We start from the raw sequence: 22,882 nt of genomic DNA, 5'->3' as shown, positions 1-22,882 counted from the left end.
TTGAAAGTTTCTAGTGGCTCTGATCGAGTTATAAGTTGATGCATTAAAGGTGCAGGTCAATGCAATAAAGGTGCAGGTCAATGCAATAAAGGTGCAGGTCGATGCAATAAAGGTGCAGGTCAATGCAATAAAGGTGCAAGCCGATGCATTAAAGGTGCAGGTCGATGCATTAAAGGTGCAGGTCGATGCATTAAAGGTGCAGGTCGATGCATTAAACCTCTTGCACGAATATTTGAAATTAATAATTTTAATTTCACGCAGAGGCGCCCAGATGCAGAAAACTTACTGCGCTAACACAGGCAAAAACTTGCGAATTAATCCGATTATTACTTCTGGCACTTCCAGTTCTGGATTCAATCCGACATCTTCTAATTCGATAAATGCTTGGATTGCTTGTGGATTTAGATTTGCAAGGCGACGCCCTACATCCGGCCCTGTAAACTTTGCTTGGCTTCCCCAAATAAAGATGGTAGGTGTTGTCAATCTTGGAATGTATTCTGATAGATCGAAGGATGAGTTACCTTGTAAAAATGACAAAGCAGCATACTCGGCATTTGGCTGCTGCGCCGATTGCACAAAAGCTTCTACAATTTCGGGAGAAAGACGATTGGGTTGAGCAAACACTCGCTCAAAAAAGTCACGAATGCCAAAGTTGCTGACTTGTCCTGCGTAAAGAACGCGATCGAGAATAGGAACACTGGCAATTTGAGCAAAAAAGCTATTGCTATAGTATTGCCTAAAGTCTTTAATGCCTGACGGAAGTGTAAGAATGAGTGATTTAAACAGGTCGGGACGTTTGACTGCGGCTCGGATCGCAAATGCTCCAGTTAGGGAAGAAGCAATTATTGTTACAGGGGCTTGGCACGTCTTCTCGACGAACTCAATTAGCATTGCGATGTAGTCGCCTGGAAGATAATTTTGTTCGGGACGATCCGATCGCCCCCAGCCAATCAAGTCGGGTGCTAACACTCTATACTCTGCTGCAAATGCTGGATAGACCTTCGACCACGCGTAGGCAGATGCTCCGCCTCCAATACCGTGGAAGAATATCAAAGTTTCGCGTTCGGATGGCGTATCGCTCATTCCATCAGTTGCCCAAAGTTCACCTTGATTAGTGTAATAGGCCATCTTTCCCAAGCTAATTAAAACGGAGCGTTGAACAAAACCGAGTGGAATGAACATGATAAATTCCTCCTCTACACAAAAGATATGAAATCGAAACTAGAAAGTTTAATTGCCAAGTTTCGCTAACCAACGGGCAGCATCTTTGGCATGATAGGTAAGAATCAAGTCAGCGCCAGCCCGTTTAAAACCAGTCAATGTTTCCATTACCACCCGTTCTTCATCAATCCAACCGTTGAGAGCAGCAGCTTTAACCATCGAGTATTCGCCAGAAACGTTGTAAGCAGCAACAGGTAGATTACTTGCTTCCTTGACGCGCCAGATAATATCCATGTAGGCCAAGGCTGGCTTGACCATTAACATATCTGCACCTTCGCTAGTGTCGAGTTCGATTTCTTTTAAGGCTTCGCGACCGTTAGCGGAATCCATTTGATAGGTTCTGCGATCGCCAAATTGGGGTGTAGACTCGGCAGCATCCCGGAAAGGCCCGTAATAAGCCGAAGCATACTTAGCGGCATAGGACAAAATTGGCGTGTCTTGGTAGCCTGCTTCATCTAAACCCGAACGAATAGCTTGCACAAAACCATCCATCATTCCCGAAGGCGCGATGATATCTACGCCAGCTTTGATTTGGGAAACTGCTGTTTTTTTCAGCAATTCCAGTGTCGGATCGTTGAGAACGCGTCCAGTTAAATCACCTAATTCCAGATAACCGCAGTGTCCGTGACTGGTATATTCGCACAGACAGGTATCGGCAATGACGATTAATTCTGGGACTGCTTGTTTTACGGCAGTAGCAGCTTTTTGCACGATCCCGCAATCGTGCCAAGCGCCTGTTGCATCTGAATCCTTATCTTCAGGAATGCCAAATAAAATAATCGCTGGAATGCCGAGGTCGTAAACTTCCTTCGCTTCTTCGACGATTTTATCTACAGAAAGTTGGTAAACTCCTGGCATAGATTTAATTTCGTTGGCGATCGCCTGACCCGGTACAGCGAACAGAGGGTAAATTAAATCACTGGTTGTCAGAACGTTTTCGCGCACCATCCGCCGCAATTGGGGATGGCTTCTCAGCCGACGCGGGCGATGAATTGGAAACATAATATTAAAATGAACGATGAAAGGGTAAAGGGTAAAGGGTAAGGGGTAAAGGGGAAAGCGGCGAGCGAAAAAATCTTTTCCCTTGTAATCGTATTTTTCTGTCTCCCCTCTGCCTACTTAGTTGCAAGCCCTTAACTTCGCTGGACTGTCTGGAAAATTTCAGTCAAAATCTCTGTAGCTCCTTGTTGTCGCAAGTTATGAGCTAATTGAATACCTAAATTTTCTGCCTCGCTAGCAGTGCCCGTAACAGAATCTTTGACTAGACGTTTGCCATCTACGCTGGCGACTAACCCGGTTAATGTAAGATTATTGTCGTCGAGTTGCGTATTAACACCGATTGGTACTTGGCAACCGCCTTCTAGTTCTCGCAAGAAGGCACGTTCGGCTAAAACGCGATCGCGGGTAGGGATGTGTTCGATTGCTTTGAGTAATGACAGCACTTGCAAATCGTCAGCGCGGCATTCAATCCCTAAGGCTCCCTGTCCGACAGCGTAGAGAGAGAGTTCGGTGGGCAGAATTTGATGAATGCGATCGCTCATTCCCAATCGCTGCAACCCTGCTGCTGCCAAAATCAGCACATCATATTCTCCATCATCCAGCTTTGCCAAGCGCGTATTTAAGTTGCCGCGCACATCCTTAAAAGTAAAGTGGGGGAAGTGATAACGCAATTGTGCAAGGCGGCGCAAGGAAGATGTACCGATGACTGCGCCTTCGGGCAGTGTATCGATTTGCTTATCTTTATACTTTTCATGCACAACTAAAGCATCTGCCGGGTTTTCCCGTTCTGTTACGGTTGCTAACGCTAACCCCTCTGGCAAGCAAGTCGGCAAATCTTTGAGAGAGTGAACCGCAAAGTCAATCTCTTGGTTGAGCATTCCCAATTCGAGTTCTTTGGTGAATAGTCCCTTATCGCCAATCTTGGCTAATGCCACATCCAAGATGTTATCGCCTTGGGTGGACATGGTGTGGACTTCAAAGGAAATATCAGGAAAGTGCTTTTGGAGTTGTTCTCGAACCCAGTAAGTTTGTACAAGTGCGAGTTGGCTTTTACGAGAACCGATGCGGATGGTGCGAACGGGACTGGAAATATTAGATGAAGCGGGTTGAACTGAAGTCATAACTTTTAGTTGAGATCGTTTGACGAGTAGCTGAGTTGTTTGACTGTCTCGAAAAAGAAAGCAACATTCTCTTCGGGAGTGTTTTGTAAAATCCCGTGACCGAGATTAAGAATGTGCTTCTGGTTCCCCGCTTTGCGGATCGTGTCGAGAATGCGATCGCGGATCAGTTCTTTAGTACCGAACAACACGCACGGATCGATATTTCCTTGGACTCCAATATTTGCACCAAGTCGCTGCCGCGCTACTGCCATATCCACAGTCCAGTCCACGCTGACGATATCAACACCAGATTGCGCCATTAACTCTAGGATTCCAGCACTGTTGTTGATATACAAAATCAACGGTGTATCGGGGTGCGTTGCTTTAACCTGTTGCACAACTCGTTGCAGGTAAGGTAGAGAAAACGTCTGGAAATCTTCAGGACTGAGTTGTCCCGCCCAAGAGTCAAACAGTTGCACGACTTGGGCACCGGCATCAATTTGGTAGCGGGCGTAAACTGTGATCGCATCTGCCAGTTTCCCTAAAAATTGATGCAGCATCACAGGTTCGCAAAAAGCCATCTTCTTGATAATGGCGTAGTCTTTCGAGCTTTTACCTTCAATTGCATAGGCAGCTAGCGTCCAAGGTGCGCCCACAAAGCCCAAGACGGTAGCTTGATTGTTAACTTCTTGGCGTAGCGTCCTCAGAATTTGCCGCACGAAAGGTAAAGAAGCTTCGGGATCGAGGGCAGTCAGCGCCTCAATTTGTGCTGGCGTGCGGATTGGTCGCTCGAATATTGGCCCTTTACTTTCTAGAATGTCAAAGGAGATACCCATACCAGGCAACGGTGTGAGGATATCTGAGAACATAATCACTCCGTCGGGTTGGAAAGCACGGAAAGGTTGCAGCGAGATTTCCACGGCTAAGTCAGGGTTCTCAGAGCGATCGCGGAACGAAGGATACTTCTGGCGCAAATCTCGATAAACTTTCATGTAGCGACCCGCTTGGCGCATCACCCATACAGGAGGGCGATCGAGTACTTCACCTCGCGCAGCTTGCAGTAACGTATAATTCCCCATACATTTCTCCCTAGATTTAATAATTTGAGCTGAAGCTAAAAATTATGGCGTTGCATCAATGCAGAATGAATTGAGATTGTTAGCCAAGGCGCGAAGAAAAATTCATCCCAGAATTCAAAACGAACTCTATATTTATTAAGAAACTTCAAGAAATAAATTATCCAATCTTGTGGGGTGGGCATCCTGCCCGCCTTATGGACTGGGCTATCGTGTCGCCCACCCCACAATAAATAATCAGTTCCTTAGTTCTTCAATAAGACAGAAGAAGGTTGGATTAAATTTCCGTTCGAGTTGTTTGATGGGTTTCGATCGGGTTTCATACCCCATCCCATCGCCAAACATTTTTGCCGAAGTTTGCGATAAGCAAGAGATAAGTTATCGCAAGGAACGTGAACTTCGTCTGACAACTTATCGGGGATTGCTATGGGATATTCAGACTCAACCACTCCCTTATCTTCCATAACAACTTTGTAAGCTGCCCGTTGAAAGATGCCATCAGCCCAAGGGAAAGTTAAAAAACTGCGGAACTGAATTCGCTTAGTAATGGTGGTGCGATCGTCAATAGGAACGTGGACAGTAAAATTAACCAGCTTGCCACGACCGAAGTCAACCACTAAGCGCGTGATATTAGGCATATAAAAGCCCAGAGTCACTTTTACATTAGCTTTCAATGGGCGAAACACAAAGGCGAAAATGTCTTTTGCTTTGGTGTAATCTCGGACATTAACTTTGGCGTGACCTTCCCACTCGCCGATATTCAGCTCGTAATCTTCCATTTTTTGCTCTAATGCAAACCCATTCCCGAAAGACTTGGAATGAATAATAGATACGTGAGACATATCCATATCATTCTCTAGCGTGCGGGTGTAGTGAGCGTTAAGTTCGTATTCAAAGAAAATTTTCTGTAGGCTTGGGTCTTCAAATTCTGGCAATGGTGGGATTGGGGGACGTTCTTCTTCAGGTAAATCACCATAAAACAGCCAGATAAAACCGTATTTTTCCTGTATTGGATAGCTATCTACACGAGCATTTTTGGGAATGGGAATTCCGGGTTGATTAGCAGGAATGTTAATACATCTTCCATCTGCTTGAAACTTCCAGGCATGATAGGGACAATAGATGCAGTCATCTTTTACCCAACCGAGAGATAAGGCAGCGCCACGATGGGGACACCGATCTTGTAAAGCGATTAGTTGTCCTTTAGCGTTACGGTAGAAGACAAATTTCTGATTTAATATCCGAACTTGCTTGGGCTTTGTGGTAACGGCGGCGCTGAACTCACAAGCGTACCAGAAGTTTTTTAACATACTTGCTTCCTGCTATTGCTATTAAGAATCATGGAGTTTCTTAAGTTACGCTTTGAGCAATAACTTCTTCAACTTTTGCATGGACTTCAATACTTTCAAGTCTCATTTGAGCAACTTTGATGTTTTTTGCTGCTATCTCTACGGTGCTGATTGATAGAGAGGATGTTTGGGCAACAACATTAGATTGCACCTCTGGCGTATCTAGATTAAACAACACTTGTAGAACCTGGAGGACAAGACGTTGAGCTTCCAAATCGCGCTGCGTCCGCAGTTGCACCATCGGTTCGTGGAGAATTTTGTTGATAATCCTTTGAGTTAAGGCTTCGACGGCTTCTTGATGTTTTTTAGCAAAATCAGACCCCATACGGGACAAAGCTTTTTCTAACTCTTGTTCGCGAATTTTTTCCATTTTGTCTCGTAAACAGCTAATAATGGAAACAGTTTCTCGCGATCGCAACCAACTTTGAAATACGTCTAAATCCTCCTGGATTAATGCTTGCGCCTCTATTGCCATTTGCCTACGGCTTTCTTGATTCTGGGCAACGACGGTTTTTAAATCATCAACATTAAACACTTGCATATGAGGTAACTCATTAACGTCCGCATCAACGTTACGAGGCACTGAAATATCAACCAGCATCAAAGGCTGTTCGGGTTGCAATGCAGCTTTGAGTTTGGCTTTATTAAGCAAGGGTTCAACTGAAGCAGTGCTGGTAAAAACCAAATCGGAAGCTGCCACTAATGACATCAATTCAGCAAGCGGATAATATTGCACTCCAGCATCACTAAATTGATTGGCCAATTCCTGAGCGCGTTCGAGGGAACGATTGACAATGGAAATTTGAGTTGCGCCTTTAGCGATGAGATGTTGTACCAGTCGCCGAGCCATGTTACCAGCGCCGACAATTGTCACTCGACAAGCCGATAACTTCTCTACTTTGATTTGGGCTAATTCTACTGCCGCAGAGCTAACCGAAACCGCACCCGTACCGATTGATGTCTGCGTTCTCACCCGCTTTGCAGTGGTAACGGCCTGCTTGAACAACTGATTGAGGATGCGTTCGCCCTGATTGTGTTGCTGAACCAATTGGTAGGCGTGTTTAACTTGAGCCAGAATTTGTCCTTCTCCCAACACCAAGCTATCCAAACCAGAAGCAACTTGCATCAAATGTTTAACAGCATCTTGCTGTAGCAGAGTAAACAAGTATTGATGTAAGTCTGAAAAAGGCAGTTTACTGTACTCGCAAAGAAATTCCGTCACCTCTTGAGCTGCTCGGTCTATCTTGTTGACAACTACGTAAATTTCTAAACGATTGCAAGTGCTAAGAATAGCAGCTTCTTCAATGTGAGAGTATTTACACAGTTGAGCGATCGCATTTTCAATTCGCTCTTCTGGAATACTCAGTTTTTCCCGAATTTCAACCGGAGCTGTTTTGTGACTAAGACCTACAAGTGCGATATTCATGTTTCCTCTTTTGAAGTTTGTCTTCTTCTAGAGCCTCGGTCAAGTAATATGGATGGTGAATCAGAGTTGATTTTAAAGAAGATGATAGAGAAGTGACTTATACTGCGATCGCAGATTTCGTAGCAACTTCTTTAACAAGTTGGTTTTTCGGTTGGGCAATTTGTTCGTATTCAAAAAAGCCAGAGTTAAATATTCCTTTGGGATCGTACTTCCTTTTGATTTCATTAACTTTTGGCCAGTAATCGCCAAATTGGCTTTGCCACTGTTGAATAGTAAAATCTATCCAGCAAGTTAAATATCTTTTTCCACCCATTTCTAAACTTAGGTTACTCAGCTTTTTCAATTCAGCCAAGATGGGTTGAACTTGCGATTTCGGAATACTGGGATAAATGCCAAACCCAATAATCAGTTCTTCCTCTTTTGGTAAACGAAACATCGGCATCTTATTATTGCGGTTTACCAAGCAAAAGCAGCCCATCTGCGCTTTACTAATATCGAGAAAAGAAGGCAACTGTTTGAGAGCCGTTTCGATGTAATTTTTAGCAGATGAGGCTGGAAGAAAAACATCCATCCAAGGGTGAGCAATATCCTTGCTATCTACTTGAATCATGGGTTCGATGAATTTTTCAAATTCCAAGTCTTCAGTATGGATATGACGGTAAAAATTTAAGCCAGCAAGGATTTTTTTGTCATCAATAACCTCAAGAGAACTTGCTTCAACAGTAATCCGCAACGTGTAAAACCATTGAATCAAAGGTTGCATTATCCCTGTAGCTCTAGATACTCCTTGCAAACAGGGAACTGGGAAAGATACAAGATGATCGATTCTTTGTTCGCTGACTAAAACCTGTTTGTCATCTAAAAGAGCATCTAGATTGTCATAGAACAATAAATAGGTGCGGGTTTGGGAAGGGTAAACTTTGAGTTTGTGCTGAACTTGGGTAATAATTCCAAACTGACCGTAACCGCAAAGTACGTGATTAAAAAGTTCGCTGTTATCTTCAGGCGTACACCAAAGAATATCGCCTTCTGCGGTTACGACTTCTACACCAAGACAATTATCAGCTTGATTTCCGTAACGAAAAGAGGCTGCACCTATACCACCCGCAGAATGAGTTCCTCCTACAGAAACACCAAAATAATTGGTTAATACAGGAGGAACTAAACCATCAGGAATACAAGCATCGATTACTTGATTCCAAGAAGTCCCCGCATCAGCTTTAAACCAAAGTTGGTCTTTTTGGATATCTCGAATTTTATCGAGATTCCTCATATTTAAAACGATTCCATCTTGGTTTAAAGACTGACCGCCTAACGAATGTCCCGCAGCGCGTGAAGAAACTACTAATCCTTTCTGAGCGGCATATTTAACAGTTTGGGCAATATCGTTAGCGTTTTGAGGAGTAACAACAACTTGGGGAGACTTTTGGAGTATACCACCAAAATCTTGTGAAACTTCTGTCAAAATTTCTGAAGCGTTGCTAACTTCACCTGCAATCAAATGCTTGAGGTCTTGAATGATGCCATTCATAAAAGTTACGATCCTTTAGAAAGAGACGTTTTTAAAAGGTTCATCCCAATCTGCAAGATTTTAGGAGTCAAGCGAATCAAATCGAGAATATGAGAGAACAAGCTGGGTGATTTTTGTGGTTTTACTTCTAACCCTTTGGCAGGTCTTTCATATTTGAACATACAAACGCAGTCACCATCTGCCTGCTTGCTAATAATTGCAGCTTTCATCCCAGGAAATGCTCTCCTGGTTGCTTCTTGTTCCATCTCGCAAATAACTCGGCAAGGGCTTTCAAGCCCATATTCTTTGGCGATTGAAAGCACCGGACAAACTCGTTGAATTTCTAATGCAGCATCTTTTCCTACTTGGGAAATATCTACGACTTGCATTTTGAAGCCCATGATCCGAAAGATCGGAATTGCCTCGGTAAAGCCTTTGGCTATGGTGGTATTGTCGATGAAAGCACCCATGAACGCCTTTTGATGAGCGGGGTAAGCTAACATCATTTGTTCAAAAGCTGCATCTTCTCCAATTTCATCTGACAGCTTTTTGTAGGCTGCAAATCGATTCCTAAACATACTCACTGCTTTGGAGGAATCCATTTGCATCACATCGTTCATGGTAATGTCGCCAATACCTATAACGTTGTCCATTGACACTTCTCCGTATTTTTTTACTAATTTGAATTGACCTGGAAAAACGAGGTAATCAACGGCCGATCGCTGCTAGATGGGAGATAGCGATCGCCATAAACTCTTTTACTCTTAGATTTATCCGATTGACAACATAAATAACAGTTTATCAATCCAATATTTGATCCCATTCTCAATCAGTTTATTTGTCCAGTTCTCAACCAACTGTCTGCTAGAGATTTTTTAATTATGGAGTTTATTCTCTTTACTAATTCAGAACTAGCATGTCCTTGGTGATTGAGTACTAGCATGAAATGAACTCCATAAGTATAGTAAAATTAGCGTCAACGTTAGGTATCTGCTAACAAACATACACAGAAATACAATGTCAACTTCCCGCAGTTGCTTGATTGAGAAATAACTCAACCATTGAACTTGTAAAAAATTGCTAATTTCAGTTTTGAAGTTGGCAAATTCAGTTGAATTAGACCAGCGAAATGATTTGTGAATTTTTAGCCAAATACTTGTCGGCAATTTTTCCATAAACACCTTGTTACTTCCTGTTTAGAGGCTATCTCTAAAAAAATGTGAAGAGTAAAATTTAGGCGCTTCTCATACCATTTCACTCAATTTTCGATACAAATTACTTTTCTTATTTCCCTGAAATCTGTATCAATCTTCAGGTGAAACGGCATTAGGATTTGGGTAGCCATGTTTTCAAATCTGCTGTTAACGCCTTTACCAAGAAGAGAAAAAGAGGGAAAGGGCACAAATAAAGAACTTTTCCCCACAAGGTATAGAGCAAGTGTTTTTAAATATGGAGAACAAAAAAGAAGATTGAGCAGACACGTAGTGCGTTCGCCCTTGGCGTCTCGCAGAGAGAAAAATCAGTGTCCATATTTGAAACCCCTGCTTTTAAAAGGGCAGGAGTTTCCTTTTCCCTTTCCCCTTTACCCCTTTCCCTTTCTTCATACCCACTGTTGGGGATTTCTCAGTACCTCTAGAAGCTTTGCTTCTTCGCTATCAGCAATGGGTTGGTCGTTATAGTTCCAAAACGCTTCTCCAGGCATACAATTGAGGACGCTTTGCGTACTTACAATCCCACTTGTTAGTCCGAATCGAACACCTCTATCATGCAAGAGAATAAATTCGGCATAACGTCCGCGTCTGATGCGCTGCCAATATTTTTGCTCTTCTGTAAACTCCATATCCTTACGTTGTTTGACAATCGGAAAATAGGCAGGAATGAAAGCTTCAGAACAAGTTTTTACAAAGGAAAGTAGAGTTTCAGCATCGGAATGTTGCAAATTGTCAAAGAAAATTCCACCTACACCTCTACACTCACTGCGATGAGGAAGATAAAAGTATTCATCACACCACTTTTTCAAGCGTGGATAAAGTTCTGCATCGTGCTGGTCACAAGCTGCTTTATGTACTTGATGAAAATGAACTGCGTCTTCTTCAAATAAGTAAATTGGTGTTAAATCACCTCCACCGCCAAACCACCAAGAACCAGGTTCAGTACCATCACCCAATTGGAAGTACCGATAGTTAACGTGTGCTGTCGGCACCATTGGATTAAATGCATTAATTACAACACTAGTACTCGTAGCAAAGAAAGAAGTACCTTTTTGATCTGGTGCTATAGTTGTGGGGTCAGCCATCACAACATCCGATCCTCGAAAGGTGACACCAGGAGGTAACTCACCTTTCATTGATACGTAGTTGATACCTACTTTTTCAAATACATTGCCGTTCCGCAGCGACTTGTCTATATAGATAGTACCGTTACTGTTTTCACCTTGTACCCATTGCCCTATTTCATCTCTTGTCCAGTGTTGTTCGTGAAGTTTACTTCCATCTATTTCCTCAATAGCTTCGCAAACATTCTCGAACATATCTAACAAAAAACTTTCAACTCTATTACTAATTGGTGGTTGCTTGACTGCTGGGTTTTCAAGAATTTGAACCATGACAGATGACCTCGTTGTGACTAAATAATTATTTCCGAAGAAATTTTGGAATTTATAAAAATTGGCAGTTACTTCTCAAGTTTTCAGCTTGGAGTTTCATTGATTAAGTATGTTTGCCTCGTAGCAAAAATCTGGAAAGAAAAGAGCTAGCGTTTCGCGTTAATTACTTTTACTTTTCGCATTACCTAAATCTTTTCGTAATCTATCTTTTTCCGTTAGCCAGATTTTTACTAGTGAAGATATAGAATTTTAGGAAAATTATAAAAAAATTATTAAGAAGTAATTGCCTAGCTTGCAGAAGAAAAACAGGATAACTTCAATAACCGTAACTAGTCACACTTAAAATAAATTGTTTGGTACAATTTTAATTTAACTAAACAATAAGTTATTTTTAGTTAATCTTTAACTTTAACATAATCAATATCTCATTCTTTAGATAGAAGACAAAATATTCTTACCGATGATTTACGCTTGTACTAATTTTTTCGCTTTTCCAGTATTTAGGAAATTCCAGAAAATAAAATATACAATTTGCTAGAATAATAATCATTTAAACGGGCAAGATACACTGTATTTTTGGTAAATAGACCTGCCTTGAAAATAGAGATTGGGGACTAGGAAAGTAATTAGTTAAAATTATTCAATATAAAAATAGCTTCTGGAACAAACATACCGTAAGGAGTCATGCTTATTTTTGGGTAAAATCATGGTCATCATTTGCCGTTAGTACTCGATTTCTACCACCACGATAAATGAGCCAATATTAACTTAAATGTAAAATACCTGATTTCTCTCAAGCTTTTTTTCTTAATGTACTATAGCTAATTACTCAAAAAATACGTCACTTTTGGGTCTTTTTTTGAGGTTGTGTTTTGGCAGTTTTCTTGAGGCAATATCCTAAATCATTTAGCTTGACACGAATTGTTTCCGAAGTTGGTAATTCTCGATTGTTATAACCAAACTTATCAATTAATTGATGTCTCACTTCAGCCGCAGAAAGATGTGTATACATTCTTTCGCCTTTAACTTCTGGGTCTATTTGCCTTTGTGAATCGACAATATTTTTGATATCTTCTAAAAGATTTGGTAGTTTTGCTTCTGCTTTGCTACGTCCTCTACTTCGGTAGTTATCCACGCAAGTAATACTAGTAGTTAATTCTTTAATTCCTTTACTAATAGTTACGCGATTCCATCCTAACTCTCGCTCCGCTAGAGACTGTCCTCCGTGTCCTAATGCCACTACTGTTTGTGCTATAAATTTACGTTTTTCTGCACCTTTTAATTGCTGTGCGGTTTCCTTCAACAACTTTTTTAGTGAATCCGTTAATTGTATTGGCATCTCTGTTCACCCGAAAATCCAATCATTATTGAATTTACTACAAAAAGGGAGGGAGAGACTGCGATCGCCAATCTCCCCCTCTTTTTTCAAAATGATTATTATAATTGTATATTTTATTTTCTGGAATTTCTAGAAAAATACCTGTAGTGTTGTCACTACCAAATAACTTTTTTCTTAACTTCACTAGTCTTTACTGGCGAAATTTTTTAGAAAACTTACCCTAGATCACAAAGGACTTTTGAACTTTCGTTTTTGTAACCTGGATGTATAAGGAGGAGCAAGAGGCATATACGGTGATTAAAGGTAGTATGCCGAAAGCGCTTAAGTTTCGGTTTAAAGCGCTCTGTGCACAATATGGATTAAATATGAGTGAAGTCTTGGAAGTATTAATCAGCGAATGGGTAAAGGCTGATGGCCCAACTTCTTCTTTCATGACTAACACCTTAGATGAAGACCGAGACAATATCACGCATATTAAGGCATACATTCCCTCCTCCCTGAAGATACAATTTAAAGTTCTTTGTGCTCAAAGAGAGGTTATGCAACGCTTTATCCTCTATAACCTTATTCGTGAATGGGTAGAAACAACCCATGAAAGAAACTTGCCATGAATCTATTATTCCGTTCAACTAACATCGACAAACCTAACAAAAGTAAGGAATTAAGTCTAAAGAGCGGTAATCCCTTTATCCAACTGATATTTAACAGGGACACTATATCTGAGACTCGCAAGCTTCTAGATAGAGCTATAGTATCTGCTGCCAAAGATACATTACCAAACTGCAAGCCACCTGCCTTAACTCCCTCCCATTGGATCTGGCAACTTGCTGCTTCCTACCATTTAACTCACTCTACTGGGCTATTAATGGAAGAAGCAGCTCGGCGCTTTACTGGATTGGGACGCTGGAGTTTAGCACAGTGGGCAGCAGAAAAAGCTCGTGAAGAACAAGGTCACGATCGCCTCGCCTTGCTTGATATTCAATCGATGGGATATGATGCAGAAGCTGTAGTCAAAGCACTCCTCCCTCCGAGTGCTATGGCTTTGCTGAGTTTCTTCACTCAGAGCGTACAAGCAGCAGATCCAATTAGTTGCGTTGGGTATTGCTATACGATGGAACGTCTAGCAATGAATATTAAAGCAGAGCATATCCAACTGGTGGAAGCGATACTACCACCTAATACCTATGCTACTCGCTGCCTGCGAATGCACAGTTGTTTAGGTAGTGACGTAAAGCACGTGGAGGAGACAGTTCAAATAGTGGCAGCACTAAGTTCAGAGGAGCGCACTAACATAACTCTCGCCTGCTATGAAACTGCACTGTTGTACTTCAACTCGCTTAAGGAGAAGTATGTATCAGAAGTGGAATTACAGCAGATATTGAATCAGTTCAAGTTAGATGCTTGTAGTAAGAATAATTCTATTCCTGAATACATTTGCTAATGCAAATATCGCTGAACAATGATTAATTTGTTGGCGTTGCAGAGAAAGCAGGATGATTTAGTATAAAATCTCTTTGCCTGCTTCCCCTGTACAAGAACTGCTTGCCAGAATTTATCCACTTGTTGTAGAACGCCAATTTATTTAACCAATTCTCGATCGCATACTTCAAACAATCTGAGGAAAATACAATGAACGTCGCAATCACAAGCATTGGGCAGCAACTTTTCGGTTGGAAATCTTTCGGTTACTTCTTGAAGCACAACTTCGATACTTGGTTTCAAGTTCCGAATGACGACGAAATTGAACTGGAAGACTTTTTGAAAAATCAATTCGGCCAAGGACTATTTTTTAATATTCCTTCCTCTTTCTAAGCTCTCGTGAGGGTTAAAATAAAGCGTATTTTGTCAATCAGTCAAAATACTCTCTAGACCTCAGTATAGCGAAAATAGCGATCGCTTGGGCGCGGCATTCCGCGCCATCACTCAATTCTTAAAGCAAATAATATATAAGTTTTTCATCCTATTTAGATGATTATCTAATTTCAGATAATCACTTAAATAATTACTAGATGTTAACGCACTATTTACAGTTTTTTAACCTCTCTTTATACAACCATAGCTATATTGCGATTGGTAAGTTTTACTGAATTTCTGTAATTTTAACAGAAACAATTGTAGTTTATTTAAACAAATAAATAGTAACAAATGAAGAAGTCTGATTTTCTCAGGGCTATTCTACCTATTGCTGTACCTACAGCAATATCTTTCACTCTGCTTAATTATCTACAAAAGCCACTAACAGCCCAAACCTCAAGCGTTCATCTAAGAATGGGCAATCCTAGTAATGCTGGCAGCAGTTACAGTAATCTTTTATTGAGCAAATCTCAATACGCAGTTTCTTACAATTGCTATAGAGGGACACCAAATTGGGTAAGTTGGCAGCTAAACACATCATGGCTAGGAAGCGCACCTCGCCAAGATGATTTTCGTGCAGATACTACATTACCTTCAAGCTGCTACCGAGTCACTTCTTCCGATTACACTGGTAGTGGTTTTGATAGGGGACACATGACTGCTTCAGCAGATAGGACAAACACAGTTACCAATAATTCTGCTACTTTTTTAATGACGAATATAATTCCTCAGTCACCTGATAATAATCAGGGGCCTTGGGCTGCACTAGAAAACTATTCTAGAGACTTAGTAAACCAGGGGAAAGAACTCTACATTATTTCTGGTTCTTACGGCACTGGTGGAACTGGGTCGAATGGAACAAAAAACACAATTGCTAATGGTAACGTTACAGTTCCGACCAGAACATGGAAGGTTATTGTAGTATTAAATTCATCAAATTCTGACGCTAGCAGTGTCACTAATAACACAAGAGTAATTGCAGTGAATATGCCTAATTCACAGGGAATTAGAAATAATAACTGGACAAACTACAGAGTTAGTGTTGATTCCATTGAAACAAACACTGGTTACAATTTGCTCTCTAATGTTTCTTCGTCTGTTCAAAGTGTAATTGAGTCTAGAGTTGACAATTTGTAAGGATACTTACTTCACTTAAAATTTAAAGCCTATCTGTAAATTATAGATAGGCTGATATTTAATTAGTTAGGTTTCTACAACTTTTGTCGAAATTCCGCCTAAATCTTTATCTGGAGTTTTACCAACAATATAGACATCAATACTTATCGTACCTATGCGATAAACCTTGATATTAGTGAGGCGATCTCTTAGTGTTTTGATAAGTGATTTAAACTTTGGCACATTTTGTTGTTGTATTTCATCGTGCCATTCTTTTTCTTGGGCACAGTTCCGAAAAAAATAATCTAGTTCTACTTCTTCAACTGGTGTTTCTTGAGGATGTCCTGTTAACTGGAGAAGTTTTTGATTTGTCAAAGATTCTTGCGCTTGATTAGACCACAAAAAAGCTTGAAAAGGATACTCTGATTCACTTATCATTAACAAACCATCGGAGGCTTGTTTAAGTTTTTCCGTAATCTCGTTAGTCATAAAATTTATTTATGGTTATGAGCATTGATTTTTGAGTTAGATAATTGACAAAGACTATCTAGAAAACATCATCTCACAACTTCCCGCAATCGCTCTCTTGCATTCCTTCGGATATGAAATCACTCAAATACTACTGTTCTATTCCCATATACTAATACTCGATTTTGTAAATGCGATCGCACCGCTCTTGCTAATACAATTCTCTCTAAATCTTTGCCTTTTCTTACCAAATCATCAACTTCATCACGGTGACTAACTCGCACTACATCTTGTTCAATAATTGGGCCTGCATCTAAATCAGCAGTGGCATAATGAGCAGTTGCACCAATAATTTTCACACCACGTTCAAAAGCTCGGTGATAAGGGTTTGCTCCAATAAAAGCTGGTAAAAATGAGTGATGTATATTAATAATTTGTGGAAATTGATTAATAAAATTTGCACTAACAATCTGCATATATTTTGCCAACACAACTAAATCTATTTTGTACTGGTGTAATAATTCTAGTTGTTGGATTTCTTGTTCTGATTTATTATCTTTAGTGATGGGGATGTGCTGAAAGTCAATATTAAATTGTTTTGCCACTACCTTTAAATTGGAATGGTTACTAATAATTAAAGGAATTTCAGCAACAAATTCTTTAGCACGTTGTCGCCAAATTAAATCAAATAGACAATGGTCTTGCCGACTTACCCAAATAGCAATGCGTGGTACTGTATCAGAAAAACGTAATTCCCATTTAGCACCTAAAGGTTGTGCGATCGCATTAAAAGCTGGGGCAATAAATTCTCGCGGTAAATTGAACCCATCTAATTGCCATTCAATGCGGGTGAGGAATAACCCAGCAGCAAAATCTGTATGCTGATCTGCATGGATAATATTACCACCGTTAGAATAGATGAAATTGGCAAATTTCGCCACCAGTCCCCTTCGATCGGGGCAGGAAATCAGCAATGTTGCTGTGGGATTTGTCATAGTAACAAAGAGAAACTAGTGAGATTTGAAGTAGAGTAGCACAGATGTGCTAACCCATTGTGCGTTACCGAAACATACCACAGAAACCGTAATTGCTTATTTACTATTTGTCGGAGTTGGTAAAGGGGTGCTGAGTCCAGGTAGCTTCTGACTATTATCTACAGGTTGTTTCCACTCTGATAGTTCCCGATTTACGGCATTGGCAAAATCTGTAGATACTAACAGCACATTTATATTTCCATCGGATTTACCAATAGGGTCAGCTTGAGCATATAATAAACGACCGTTAAAATTAGATTTACCTAAAATCAACTGATGGCTTTGTCGGTTTTTCAGGGTGATATTAATAGTTGCTTGGGGTGGATCTAAGGCAAATTCTCCAAGCTGTTTTGCTGGAGTTGAGAGAGTGCGATCGCTATTACCCTTGACCAACAAATCCATTAAATAAGAAACAATAGCATCATTTGCTGGCCCCAATATTGGAGATTTGATTAACCACTTGGGTTTACTAGAAGATTCAGGGTTCCGTTCCAGATTCAGGGTGAATTTTTTTGTCTTGACTGTTAAGGATTGCACATCATCTTCTCCAAAAGAGAAAATTTTCTGCTTTTGCTCCTTGATTTCTTCTTGTACAGTTGCACGTCGAATTTCATGGAAGTAAACAAAACCACCTAAACCCAACGCTAGCAGTATCAAAATTAAAGTCGTTCGTGGCAATTTCATTTTTTAGTCATTTGTCATTTGTCATTGGGCATGGGAAAAACTCTTCTTCAGTCTCTACTTGTCATTCCTAACTCCTAACTCTTGTACAGACGCGATTAATCGCGTCTCTATTTCTTACCGCCGTTTCCACCAAATAATAACTGCGATCGCAAATCCAATTAAGGGTAAAACTAACAGAGATGACAATATTAAAAGATTAGCTTGGGTGGTTGTCAGGGTTATCCGCCGATTTTTCGGTTCTTTGGGACGAATGGAAAGGGGTTGCTGATCTTGTTGACTCAGCCAAGTAACTGAGTTGAGGAATACATCTCCATTTAATTGCTGTTGAAACAAACCATCGGTGGCGAAATCGGAATTTCCTAAAACTACTAACCGTGACTCGGTAGCTGTTTGAGATGAGGCAGCAGGGGAAGGAGGGGCAGGGGAGGCAGGGGAGGCAGAGGAGGCAGGGGAGGTAGGGGGAGTGGGGGAAGCCTTGCTTTGAGTGGTTGGTGATGGTAAGGCTTGCGGAGTCTTGGGGGAAGGGGAAGGAGTGGGGGAAGCCTTGCTTTGAGTGGTTGGTGATGGTAAGGCTTGCGGAGTCTTAGGGGAAGGGGAAGGAGTCGGGCTAGTCTTGCTTTGAGTGGTTGGTGATGGTAAAGGTGAAGGTGTCGGTGCAGATTGGGGTGTGGAAGTAGATTTGGGTGTTTGTTTTCTTGTTAAGGCAACGCCCAAAGTTAAAGGGCCTTTCAGGTCTTTATCTGCATTAAACTCTAATTTTTCGCTTTGGAGGTTGCTTTCTGCCCAACTGCTGGGGTAGGGTTTGGTTCGTAGCAGTGGAGTAGCCTGAACACCAGGCACAGAGGTAATTTCCAGCGGTCGGGCAATCGGATAAAAAGAATTGCCGTTACCGAAATCTTTGGTAATTGGATGTTGTCCGTATTCTGTCACTAAGGGCGCAGCAGGGCCAAGTCCCACAACGCTTTCGCCAGAGACATCGACTGCTAAACGATTATCCAGACGAACACCCCACTCTTGTAGCAAGCTGTTAAGTTTGGGATCGGTATTAGGATCGATCATCAGCAGTAAATTACCGCCGCGATTAAGGTAGTCTTGCAAAGCTTTAACTTCACCCTCAAACAGTCCTCGTTTGGGGCCAGCTACTATTACGACAGCCGCATCTTGAGGAACTTTGGAAGTTTCTCCTAAATTCAGAGGTGATGTTGTGAAATTTTTATCGCCTAATCCCTGAACTGCTTGTGATATTGCATCTTTACCAGGCGAAAGTTGGCGTTCGCCATGACCTTGGAGGAAGTAAACTTTAGCTGTGGTTGAATTTGTTAGTTGTTGCAGGCGACTAGTTAATCTAATTTCTGACAAGCGCTCATTTTCATTTATTGTTTGTACTAATTGCCGTTTATCCCCAGATTCTAAATAAACTTCTCCATAATCTTTGACGCCAAACTTTTCTGCAAGTCCTGGTCTAGCTTGGGGGTCGATATACTCGTATTTAAATTTTGAGCTTTGGCGTTGATAATTTTCTAGTAGTTCTCGGTCTTGGGGATTTTGGTTAATATCAAATACCCATACTTTCACTGGCTGTGGTAAAACCTTTACTAATTCATGTGACTGGGGTGCAAGGGTAAATAATTGAGCCTCTGTTAAGTCTGCCCGCAAGTGATAGCGAGTTCCCAAAAAGTTAATCAATCCCAAAATTGCTAATATTGCCAGAGTTGCCACTAGGGCATTAGTCCCAGCTTGGGTAGAACGACGATTCCACCAGTTACTCTGGTAGCTTTGCCATATTATCCCCAACCCACTGATGACAATTCCTGCAATCAGAAATACTAATGGAATTAATCCCCACTGTTCAGAGATTAACCCAGCTGTTAAGCCGACAGTAATTAGGAATGGGCCTAACCAAAACAGATATTTCCACAGTTTCTTTTTTGCAACTATCTTCATAATTTGTCATTTGTCATTTGTCATTGGTCATTTGTCATTTGTCATTTGTCATTGGTCATTGGTCATTGGTCATTTGTCATTGGTCATTTATCTAAAAATAGTGACAAGTAAAAATATATGGAGGAAAATTGAGTAACTAAAAGTAAGTAAGATAACTGAATAAATGGCGACAAAGCGTTTCCAAGAATTACAGGTGTATCAATTATCAGAACAATTAGCAGATGACATTTGGAAAATTGTTGAAGGATGGAGTTTTTTTGCAAAAGATACAATTGGTAAACAGATTGTACGTTCGGCAGATAGTATCGGTGCCAATATAGCAGAAGGTGTAGGAAGAGGTAGTTTTCAAGAAAATAGACGTTTTATAAAAATAGCAAGAGGCTCTTTGAATGAAACTCAACATTGGTTAAGACGAGCTTACACTCGTAAATTATTAACTACCGAACAGATAAATGCAATCAAAACAATTATTAACGAACTAGCACCAAAATTAAACTCCTACCTAAACTCAATTGGCAATGTCCTAGATGACTAATAACAAATGACCAAGGACAAATGACAAATGACAAATGACTATTGCCTTTGAAAACGCAGTGCATCAATTGATTGAGCTGTAAGAAAGATGCCCAAAAAAATGTAACTGGCAAATAAAATTAAAGCGCTAGTATCAAAAATACCTTGGATTAATGTGTTGTAATGTTTCAGTAACGATAGATAACCTAAAGCTTCACCTACGGGGCCAGGGACAATTTTGGCGATTAAATCAATCAATAACAATAATAAGATTACTGCAAAGGTAAGAACGGCAGATAAAATTGTGCTGTCTGTTAATGAGGAAATAAACATTCCTACAGATAAAATTGCTGCTGCTAGTAAGATTAATCCAATATGACCCAGTAAGGGAATTGAGGGTGTCATTGGTGGATTTGAGCCGCTGATGGCGATCGCTTCCAACAATAGCATGGGTACAACCATTGTGATAAAAAATGTGATTACACCTAATAATTTACCTACAGCTACCGCCCAATTGGTGATTGGTGAGGTGGCTAATAGTTCTAAAGTGCCCCGTTTCCGTTCTTCGGCATAGAGTCCCATCGACAGTATGGGCAGAATAAACAACAATAGCCATCCCATGCGATCCAAAAATGCCCGAACAAATTCGTAGGGGACATCTATCGGTGGTACTGGTACTCCCAGCTGTTGTCCTTGTGCATCTATTGCCGCAACTCCTACCAAAATGCCGTCTGGGCCTAGCAAAATCATCACGAAGAATAACCCGGCGATGAACCAAAATATGCCTGCGATCGCATAAGCTAAGGGCGATACAAAATAACTCTGTAACTCTCGGCGATAAATGGCAATAATATTACTCAGCACTATACCCATTTACGCTGCCTCTCCTTCTTTGTCTGCTGCTAAGTCTACATCAGGATCGAAATTTTTTTCTTCTGTGGTTAGTTGCAAGAATACGTCTTCTAAGGTAGCGTTAACCCGCCGCAGTTCATGTAAACCAAATCCCGCACGCACTAATGTTGTGGCAATATCGCGTCCTGGTTCTTTTCCCGGTTGCGATATCACCCGCAGGTAAGCGCGATTTGACTGGGGTTGATGACCTCCACCTGTCGGAATTGATTCTATCAGGCTCACACCCGCAACTTTTTGCAATACCTGTTTCGCTAGGGCGGCTTCTCCTTCTATTTCCAATTCATAACCAGAACCACCTGTCAACTGAGTCATCAGATTTTCTGGTGTATTAGTTGCCACCACCTTACCGCGATTGATGATGGCGACGCGGCTACAAGTCATGCTCACTTCTGGCAGAATGTGCGTGGAAAGAATAATTGTGTGAGTACCAGCGAGGCTTTTGATTAAATTCCGCACCTCAATTATTTGTCGGGGATCGAGTCCGACGGTGGGTTCATCTAAAATGATTGCTGGGGGATCGTGGACGATCGCTTGAGCAATTCCTACCCTTTGGCGGTATCCTTTAGAAAGTTTGCGAATAATTACTCGCCGCTTATCTTCCAAGTTGCAGCGTTCGATAGCGGCTGTCACTTTGTTGGGGCGATCGCCTGCTGAAACTCCCTTAATTCGGGCGACAAAATGCAAAAATCCCTCCACCGTCATGTCTGGATATAACGGCGGTGTTTCGGGTAAATAACCAATGCGTTGGCGCACAGCTAGGGAATTTTCATGAACATCATAACCAGCAATTCGGGCATTTCCATTGGTTGCCGGTAAATAACCAGCCAGAATCCGCATGGTTGTGGTTTTTCCAGCGCCATTGGGGCCCAACAACCCTAAAATCTCCCCAGGCTCGACGCTAAAGGTGACATCAGTAATTGCTGGGGTAGAGCCGTATATTTTACTCAGATGTTCAACTTCAATCATGCGTATAGTGGCGATCGCAAATTTATAGAATACCCAATAATCTTAGATCGCAATATTGAGTATAGGGGACTGGCACAAAGATTAGCTGACAATGGGTAAAGTTCCTGAAAAACCTCTTTAGGCACTTCCAAATAAAAAACATCCCAAATTTTCTTATGGGATGGGTGTCCTCACGTGTCTCATATATAGCAGAATTCAGAAGTAAAACAGGCTTTATATCTAGATAACAGACGCCAGCTTGTGTGCCTCATCAACTTGAAATCTGCTCTAATACCAATTCTCTAAAGTTAGGCAACACATTCAACGCCCGAAACCCAGGCCATATCTGACTTTCTTAATTCCGAATTCCGAATTGGTATAAGATGCCATTGGTGTCAAATTAAGCCATCAGCCCCTAATAAGCCATTTTCATACTCTGCATAGAAACGAGATAAACCAGAGAATAATGGAAAATCAGGCTTTTTTAGATTTATGTGTACACCATAGCCAATCTGTACAAAGAGCAGTGTCGAGTTAATTAAGCAAGTATCTTGAAAGAAACTATTTCTCATTTTTCTTTTGAGCAATCAACTCGGATTAGCCGTTATTGCCGAAGGTATTGAAATACCACAACAACTTCAATGGTTACAGAAACTTGGATGTGAATTTGGTCAAGGTTATGTGTTCTCTAAACCTCTAAAATATGAGACAGCAAAAATACTTCTAGCAACTCAAACCACGTATTTATCCTCTGGTGAATACGGCAACAGATGCACTAATTAAAAAA

The 22,882-nt window shown here is 41.0% G+C and carries 24 protein-coding genes; 6 read left to right on the top strand and 18 right to left on the bottom strand.

The window, feature by feature from the left end:
* Positions 1 to 119: 119 nt before the first annotated feature.
* The 11 genes from RM368_RS24685 to RM368_RS24635 all read right to left on the bottom strand — a co-directional run bounded on the left by RM368_RS24685 (position 120) and on the right by RM368_RS24635 (position 12,625).
* Complete coding sequence (locus RM368_RS24685; protein ID WP_322696478.1) at positions 120 to 257, bottom strand: hypothetical protein; 138 nt, start codon at positions 255 to 257, stop codon at positions 120 to 122.
* 25 nt (positions 258 to 282) lie between these two features.
* Entirely contained in the window at positions 283 to 1,182 is a 900-nt protein-coding gene (locus RM368_RS24680; RefSeq protein WP_322696477.1) for an alpha/beta hydrolase, read from the bottom strand.
* A gap of 48 nt (positions 1,183 to 1,230) precedes the next feature.
* Entirely contained in the window at positions 1,231 to 2,223 is a 993-nt protein-coding gene (gene hemB / locus RM368_RS24675; protein WP_322696476.1) for a porphobilinogen synthase, read from the bottom strand.
* Positions 2,224 to 2,354: 131 nt separating this feature from the next.
* Positions 2,355 to 3,341 (bottom strand): hydroxymethylbilane synthase, encoded by a 987-nt coding sequence (gene hemC / locus RM368_RS24670; protein ID WP_322696475.1) that lies wholly within the window; start codon positions 3,339 to 3,341, stop codon positions 2,355 to 2,357.
* A 5-nt stretch (positions 3,342 to 3,346) separates the two neighbouring features.
* Complete coding sequence (gene hemE, locus RM368_RS24665; protein ID WP_322696474.1) at positions 3,347 to 4,399, bottom strand: uroporphyrinogen decarboxylase; 1,053 nt, start codon at positions 4,397 to 4,399, stop codon at positions 3,347 to 3,349.
* 242 nt (positions 4,400 to 4,641) lie between these two features.
* Positions 4,642 to 5,706, bottom strand: a complete 1,065-nt coding sequence (locus RM368_RS24660; protein WP_322696473.1) for an aromatic ring-hydroxylating dioxygenase subunit alpha — start codon at positions 5,704 to 5,706, stop codon at positions 4,642 to 4,644.
* A gap of 40 nt (positions 5,707 to 5,746) precedes the next feature.
* Positions 5,747 to 7,171: a glutamyl-tRNA reductase gene (locus RM368_RS24655; protein WP_322696472.1), complete on the bottom strand. Its 1,425-nt coding sequence runs from the start codon at positions 7,169 to 7,171 to the stop codon at positions 5,747 to 5,749.
* A 97-nt stretch (positions 7,172 to 7,268) separates the two neighbouring features.
* Positions 7,269 to 8,702, bottom strand: a complete 1,434-nt coding sequence (locus RM368_RS24650; RefSeq protein ID WP_322696471.1) for an FAD-binding protein — start codon at positions 8,700 to 8,702, stop codon at positions 7,269 to 7,271.
* A 5-nt stretch (positions 8,703 to 8,707) separates the two neighbouring features.
* On the bottom strand, positions 8,708 to 9,334 hold the full coding sequence (locus RM368_RS24645) for an L-2-amino-thiazoline-4-carboxylic acid hydrolase (RefSeq protein ID WP_322696470.1): 627 nt from the start codon (positions 9,332 to 9,334) through the stop codon (positions 8,708 to 8,710).
* A gap of 947 nt (positions 9,335 to 10,281) precedes the next feature.
* Complete coding sequence (gene hemF / locus RM368_RS24640; protein WP_322696469.1) at positions 10,282 to 11,286, bottom strand: oxygen-dependent coproporphyrinogen oxidase; 1,005 nt, start codon at positions 11,284 to 11,286, stop codon at positions 10,282 to 10,284.
* 841 nt (positions 11,287 to 12,127) lie between these two features.
* Positions 12,128 to 12,625, bottom strand: a complete 498-nt coding sequence (locus RM368_RS24635; protein ID WP_322696468.1) for an ISAzo13-like element transposase-related protein — start codon at positions 12,623 to 12,625, stop codon at positions 12,128 to 12,130.
* A gap of 308 nt (positions 12,626 to 12,933) precedes the next feature.
* Between RM368_RS24635 and RM368_RS24630 the strand changes: the two genes are divergently transcribed.
* The 4 genes from RM368_RS24630 to RM368_RS24615 all read left to right on the top strand — a co-directional run bounded on the left by RM368_RS24630 (position 12,934) and on the right by RM368_RS24615 (position 15,616).
* Positions 12,934 to 13,236, top strand: a complete 303-nt coding sequence (locus RM368_RS24630; protein WP_322696467.1) for a hypothetical protein — start codon at positions 12,934 to 12,936, stop codon at positions 13,234 to 13,236.
* Entirely contained in the window at positions 13,233 to 14,066 is an 834-nt protein-coding gene (locus RM368_RS24625; RefSeq protein WP_322696466.1) for a hypothetical protein, read from the top strand. Before RM368_RS24630 ends, RM368_RS24625 begins: the two co-directional genes overlap by 4 nt.
* Before the next feature lie 188 nt (positions 14,067 to 14,254).
* A complete protein-coding gene (locus RM368_RS24620) occupies positions 14,255 to 14,437 on the top strand; it encodes a hypothetical protein (protein ID WP_322696465.1) in 183 nt (60 codons plus the stop codon).
* Between the two features lie 333 nt (positions 14,438 to 14,770).
* A complete protein-coding gene (locus tag RM368_RS24615) occupies positions 14,771 to 15,616 on the top strand; it encodes a DNA/RNA non-specific endonuclease (protein ID WP_322696464.1) in 846 nt (281 codons plus the stop codon).
* 66 nt (positions 15,617 to 15,682) lie between these two features.
* On the opposite strand, the gene RM368_RS24610 is transcribed toward RM368_RS24615, so the two are convergent.
* From RM368_RS24610 to RM368_RS24595, 4 genes are all read right to left on the bottom strand, one after another.
* Entirely contained in the window at positions 15,683 to 16,084 is a 402-nt protein-coding gene (locus RM368_RS24610) for a nuclease A inhibitor family protein (RefSeq protein ID WP_322696463.1), read from the bottom strand.
* Between the two features lie 119 nt (positions 16,085 to 16,203).
* On the bottom strand, positions 16,204 to 17,058 hold the full coding sequence (gene purU, locus RM368_RS24605; RefSeq protein WP_322696462.1) for a formyltetrahydrofolate deformylase: 855 nt from the start codon (positions 17,056 to 17,058) through the stop codon (positions 16,204 to 16,206).
* A gap of 96 nt (positions 17,059 to 17,154) precedes the next feature.
* Positions 17,155 to 17,781: a DUF4340 domain-containing protein gene (locus RM368_RS24600; RefSeq protein WP_322696461.1), complete on the bottom strand. Its 627-nt coding sequence runs from the start codon at positions 17,779 to 17,781 to the stop codon at positions 17,155 to 17,157.
* A gap of 114 nt (positions 17,782 to 17,895) precedes the next feature.
* On the bottom strand, positions 17,896 to 19,725 hold the full coding sequence (locus tag RM368_RS24595) for a GldG family protein (protein ID WP_322696460.1): 1,830 nt from the start codon (positions 19,723 to 19,725) through the stop codon (positions 17,896 to 17,898).
* Positions 19,726 to 19,888: 163 nt separating this feature from the next.
* On the opposite strand from RM368_RS24595, the gene RM368_RS24590 reads away from it, so the two are divergent.
* Positions 19,889 to 20,260, top strand: a complete 372-nt coding sequence (locus RM368_RS24590; RefSeq protein ID WP_322696459.1) for a four helix bundle protein — start codon at positions 19,889 to 19,891, stop codon at positions 20,258 to 20,260.
* A 38-nt stretch (positions 20,261 to 20,298) separates the two neighbouring features.
* Here RM368_RS24590 and RM368_RS24585 read toward each other — a convergent pair whose 3' ends face one another.
* The 3 genes from RM368_RS24585 to RM368_RS24575 all read right to left on the bottom strand — a co-directional run bounded on the left by RM368_RS24585 (position 20,299) and on the right by RM368_RS24575 (position 22,667).
* Entirely contained in the window at positions 20,299 to 21,111 is an 813-nt protein-coding gene (locus tag RM368_RS24585) for an ABC transporter permease (protein ID WP_322696458.1), read from the bottom strand.
* Positions 21,112 to 22,116: an ABC transporter ATP-binding protein gene (locus tag RM368_RS24580; protein ID WP_322696457.1), complete on the bottom strand. Its 1,005-nt coding sequence runs from the start codon at positions 22,114 to 22,116 to the stop codon at positions 21,112 to 21,114.
* A 374-nt stretch (positions 22,117 to 22,490) separates the two neighbouring features.
* Positions 22,491 to 22,667 carry a hypothetical protein gene (locus tag RM368_RS24575; RefSeq protein ID WP_322696456.1) on the bottom strand — a complete coding sequence of 59 codons (177 nt, stop codon included), beginning with the start codon at positions 22,665 to 22,667 and terminating at the stop codon, positions 22,491 to 22,493.
* A gap of 7 nt (positions 22,668 to 22,674) precedes the next feature.
* Between RM368_RS24575 and RM368_RS24570 the strand changes: the two genes are divergently transcribed.
* A complete protein-coding gene (locus tag RM368_RS24570; RefSeq protein ID WP_322696455.1) occupies positions 22,675 to 22,878 on the top strand; it encodes an EAL domain-containing protein in 204 nt (67 codons plus the stop codon).
* Positions 22,879 to 22,882 lie beyond the last annotated feature (4 nt).

This window comes from Nostoc sp. DedSLP03, assembly GCF_034530815.1.
Lineage (GTDB): Bacteria > Cyanobacteriota > Cyanobacteriia > Cyanobacteriales > Nostocaceae > Nostoc.
This window is presented reverse-complemented; position numbering and strand designations above follow the sequence as displayed.

Excerpts from the sequence above, each read along its gene's own strand:
- RM368_RS24680 (WP_322696477.1), bottom strand. The coding sequence starts at position 1,182 with ATGTTCATTCCACTCGGTTTTGTTCAACGCTCCGTTTTAATTAGCTTG.
- hemB (WP_322696476.1), bottom strand. The coding sequence starts at position 2,223 with ATGTTTCCAATTCATCGCCCGCGTCGGCTGAGAAGCCATCCCCAATTG.
- hemC (WP_322696475.1), bottom strand. The coding sequence starts at position 3,341 with ATGACTTCAGTTCAACCCGCTTCATCTAATATTTCCAGTCCCGTTCGC.
- hemE (WP_322696474.1), bottom strand. The coding sequence starts at position 4,399 with ATGGGGAATTATACGTTACTGCAAGCTGCGCGAGGTGAAGTACTCGAT.
- RM368_RS24660 (WP_322696473.1), bottom strand. The coding sequence starts at position 5,706 with ATGTTAAAAAACTTCTGGTACGCTTGTGAGTTCAGCGCCGCCGTTACC.
- RM368_RS24655 (WP_322696472.1), bottom strand. The coding sequence starts at position 7,171 with ATGAATATCGCACTTGTAGGTCTTAGTCACAAAACAGCTCCGGTTGAA.
- RM368_RS24650 (WP_322696471.1), bottom strand. The coding sequence starts at position 8,702 with ATGAATGGCATCATTCAAGACCTCAAGCATTTGATTGCAGGTGAAGTT.
- RM368_RS24645 (WP_322696470.1), bottom strand. The coding sequence starts at position 9,334 with ATGGACAACGTTATAGGTATTGGCGACATTACCATGAACGATGTGATG.
- hemF (WP_322696469.1), bottom strand. The coding sequence starts at position 11,286 with ATGGTTCAAATTCTTGAAAACCCAGCAGTCAAGCAACCACCAATTAGT.
- RM368_RS24635 (WP_322696468.1), bottom strand. The coding sequence starts at position 12,625 with ATGCCAATACAATTAACGGATTCACTAAAAAAGTTGTTGAAGGAAACC.
- RM368_RS24630 (WP_322696467.1), top strand. The coding sequence starts at position 12,934 with ATGCCGAAAGCGCTTAAGTTTCGGTTTAAAGCGCTCTGTGCACAATAT.
- RM368_RS24625 (WP_322696466.1), top strand. The coding sequence starts at position 13,233 with ATGAATCTATTATTCCGTTCAACTAACATCGACAAACCTAACAAAAGT.
- RM368_RS24620 (WP_322696465.1), top strand. The coding sequence starts at position 14,255 with ATGAACGTCGCAATCACAAGCATTGGGCAGCAACTTTTCGGTTGGAAA.
- RM368_RS24615 (WP_322696464.1), top strand. The coding sequence starts at position 14,771 with ATGAAGAAGTCTGATTTTCTCAGGGCTATTCTACCTATTGCTGTACCT.
- RM368_RS24610 (WP_322696463.1), bottom strand. The coding sequence starts at position 16,084 with ATGACTAACGAGATTACGGAAAAACTTAAACAAGCCTCCGATGGTTTG.
- purU (WP_322696462.1), bottom strand. The coding sequence starts at position 17,058 with ATGACAAATCCCACAGCAACATTGCTGATTTCCTGCCCCGATCGAAGG.
- RM368_RS24600 (WP_322696461.1), bottom strand. The coding sequence starts at position 17,781 with ATGAAATTGCCACGAACGACTTTAATTTTGATACTGCTAGCGTTGGGT.
- RM368_RS24595 (WP_322696460.1), bottom strand. The coding sequence starts at position 19,725 with ATGAAGATAGTTGCAAAAAAGAAACTGTGGAAATATCTGTTTTGGTTA.
- RM368_RS24590 (WP_322696459.1), top strand. The coding sequence starts at position 19,889 with ATGGCGACAAAGCGTTTCCAAGAATTACAGGTGTATCAATTATCAGAA.
- RM368_RS24585 (WP_322696458.1), bottom strand. The coding sequence starts at position 21,111 with ATGGGTATAGTGCTGAGTAATATTATTGCCATTTATCGCCGAGAGTTA.
- RM368_RS24580 (WP_322696457.1), bottom strand. The coding sequence starts at position 22,116 with ATGATTGAAGTTGAACATCTGAGTAAAATATACGGCTCTACCCCAGCA.
- RM368_RS24575 (WP_322696456.1), bottom strand. The coding sequence starts at position 22,667 with ATGAGAAATAGTTTCTTTCAAGATACTTGCTTAATTAACTCGACACTG.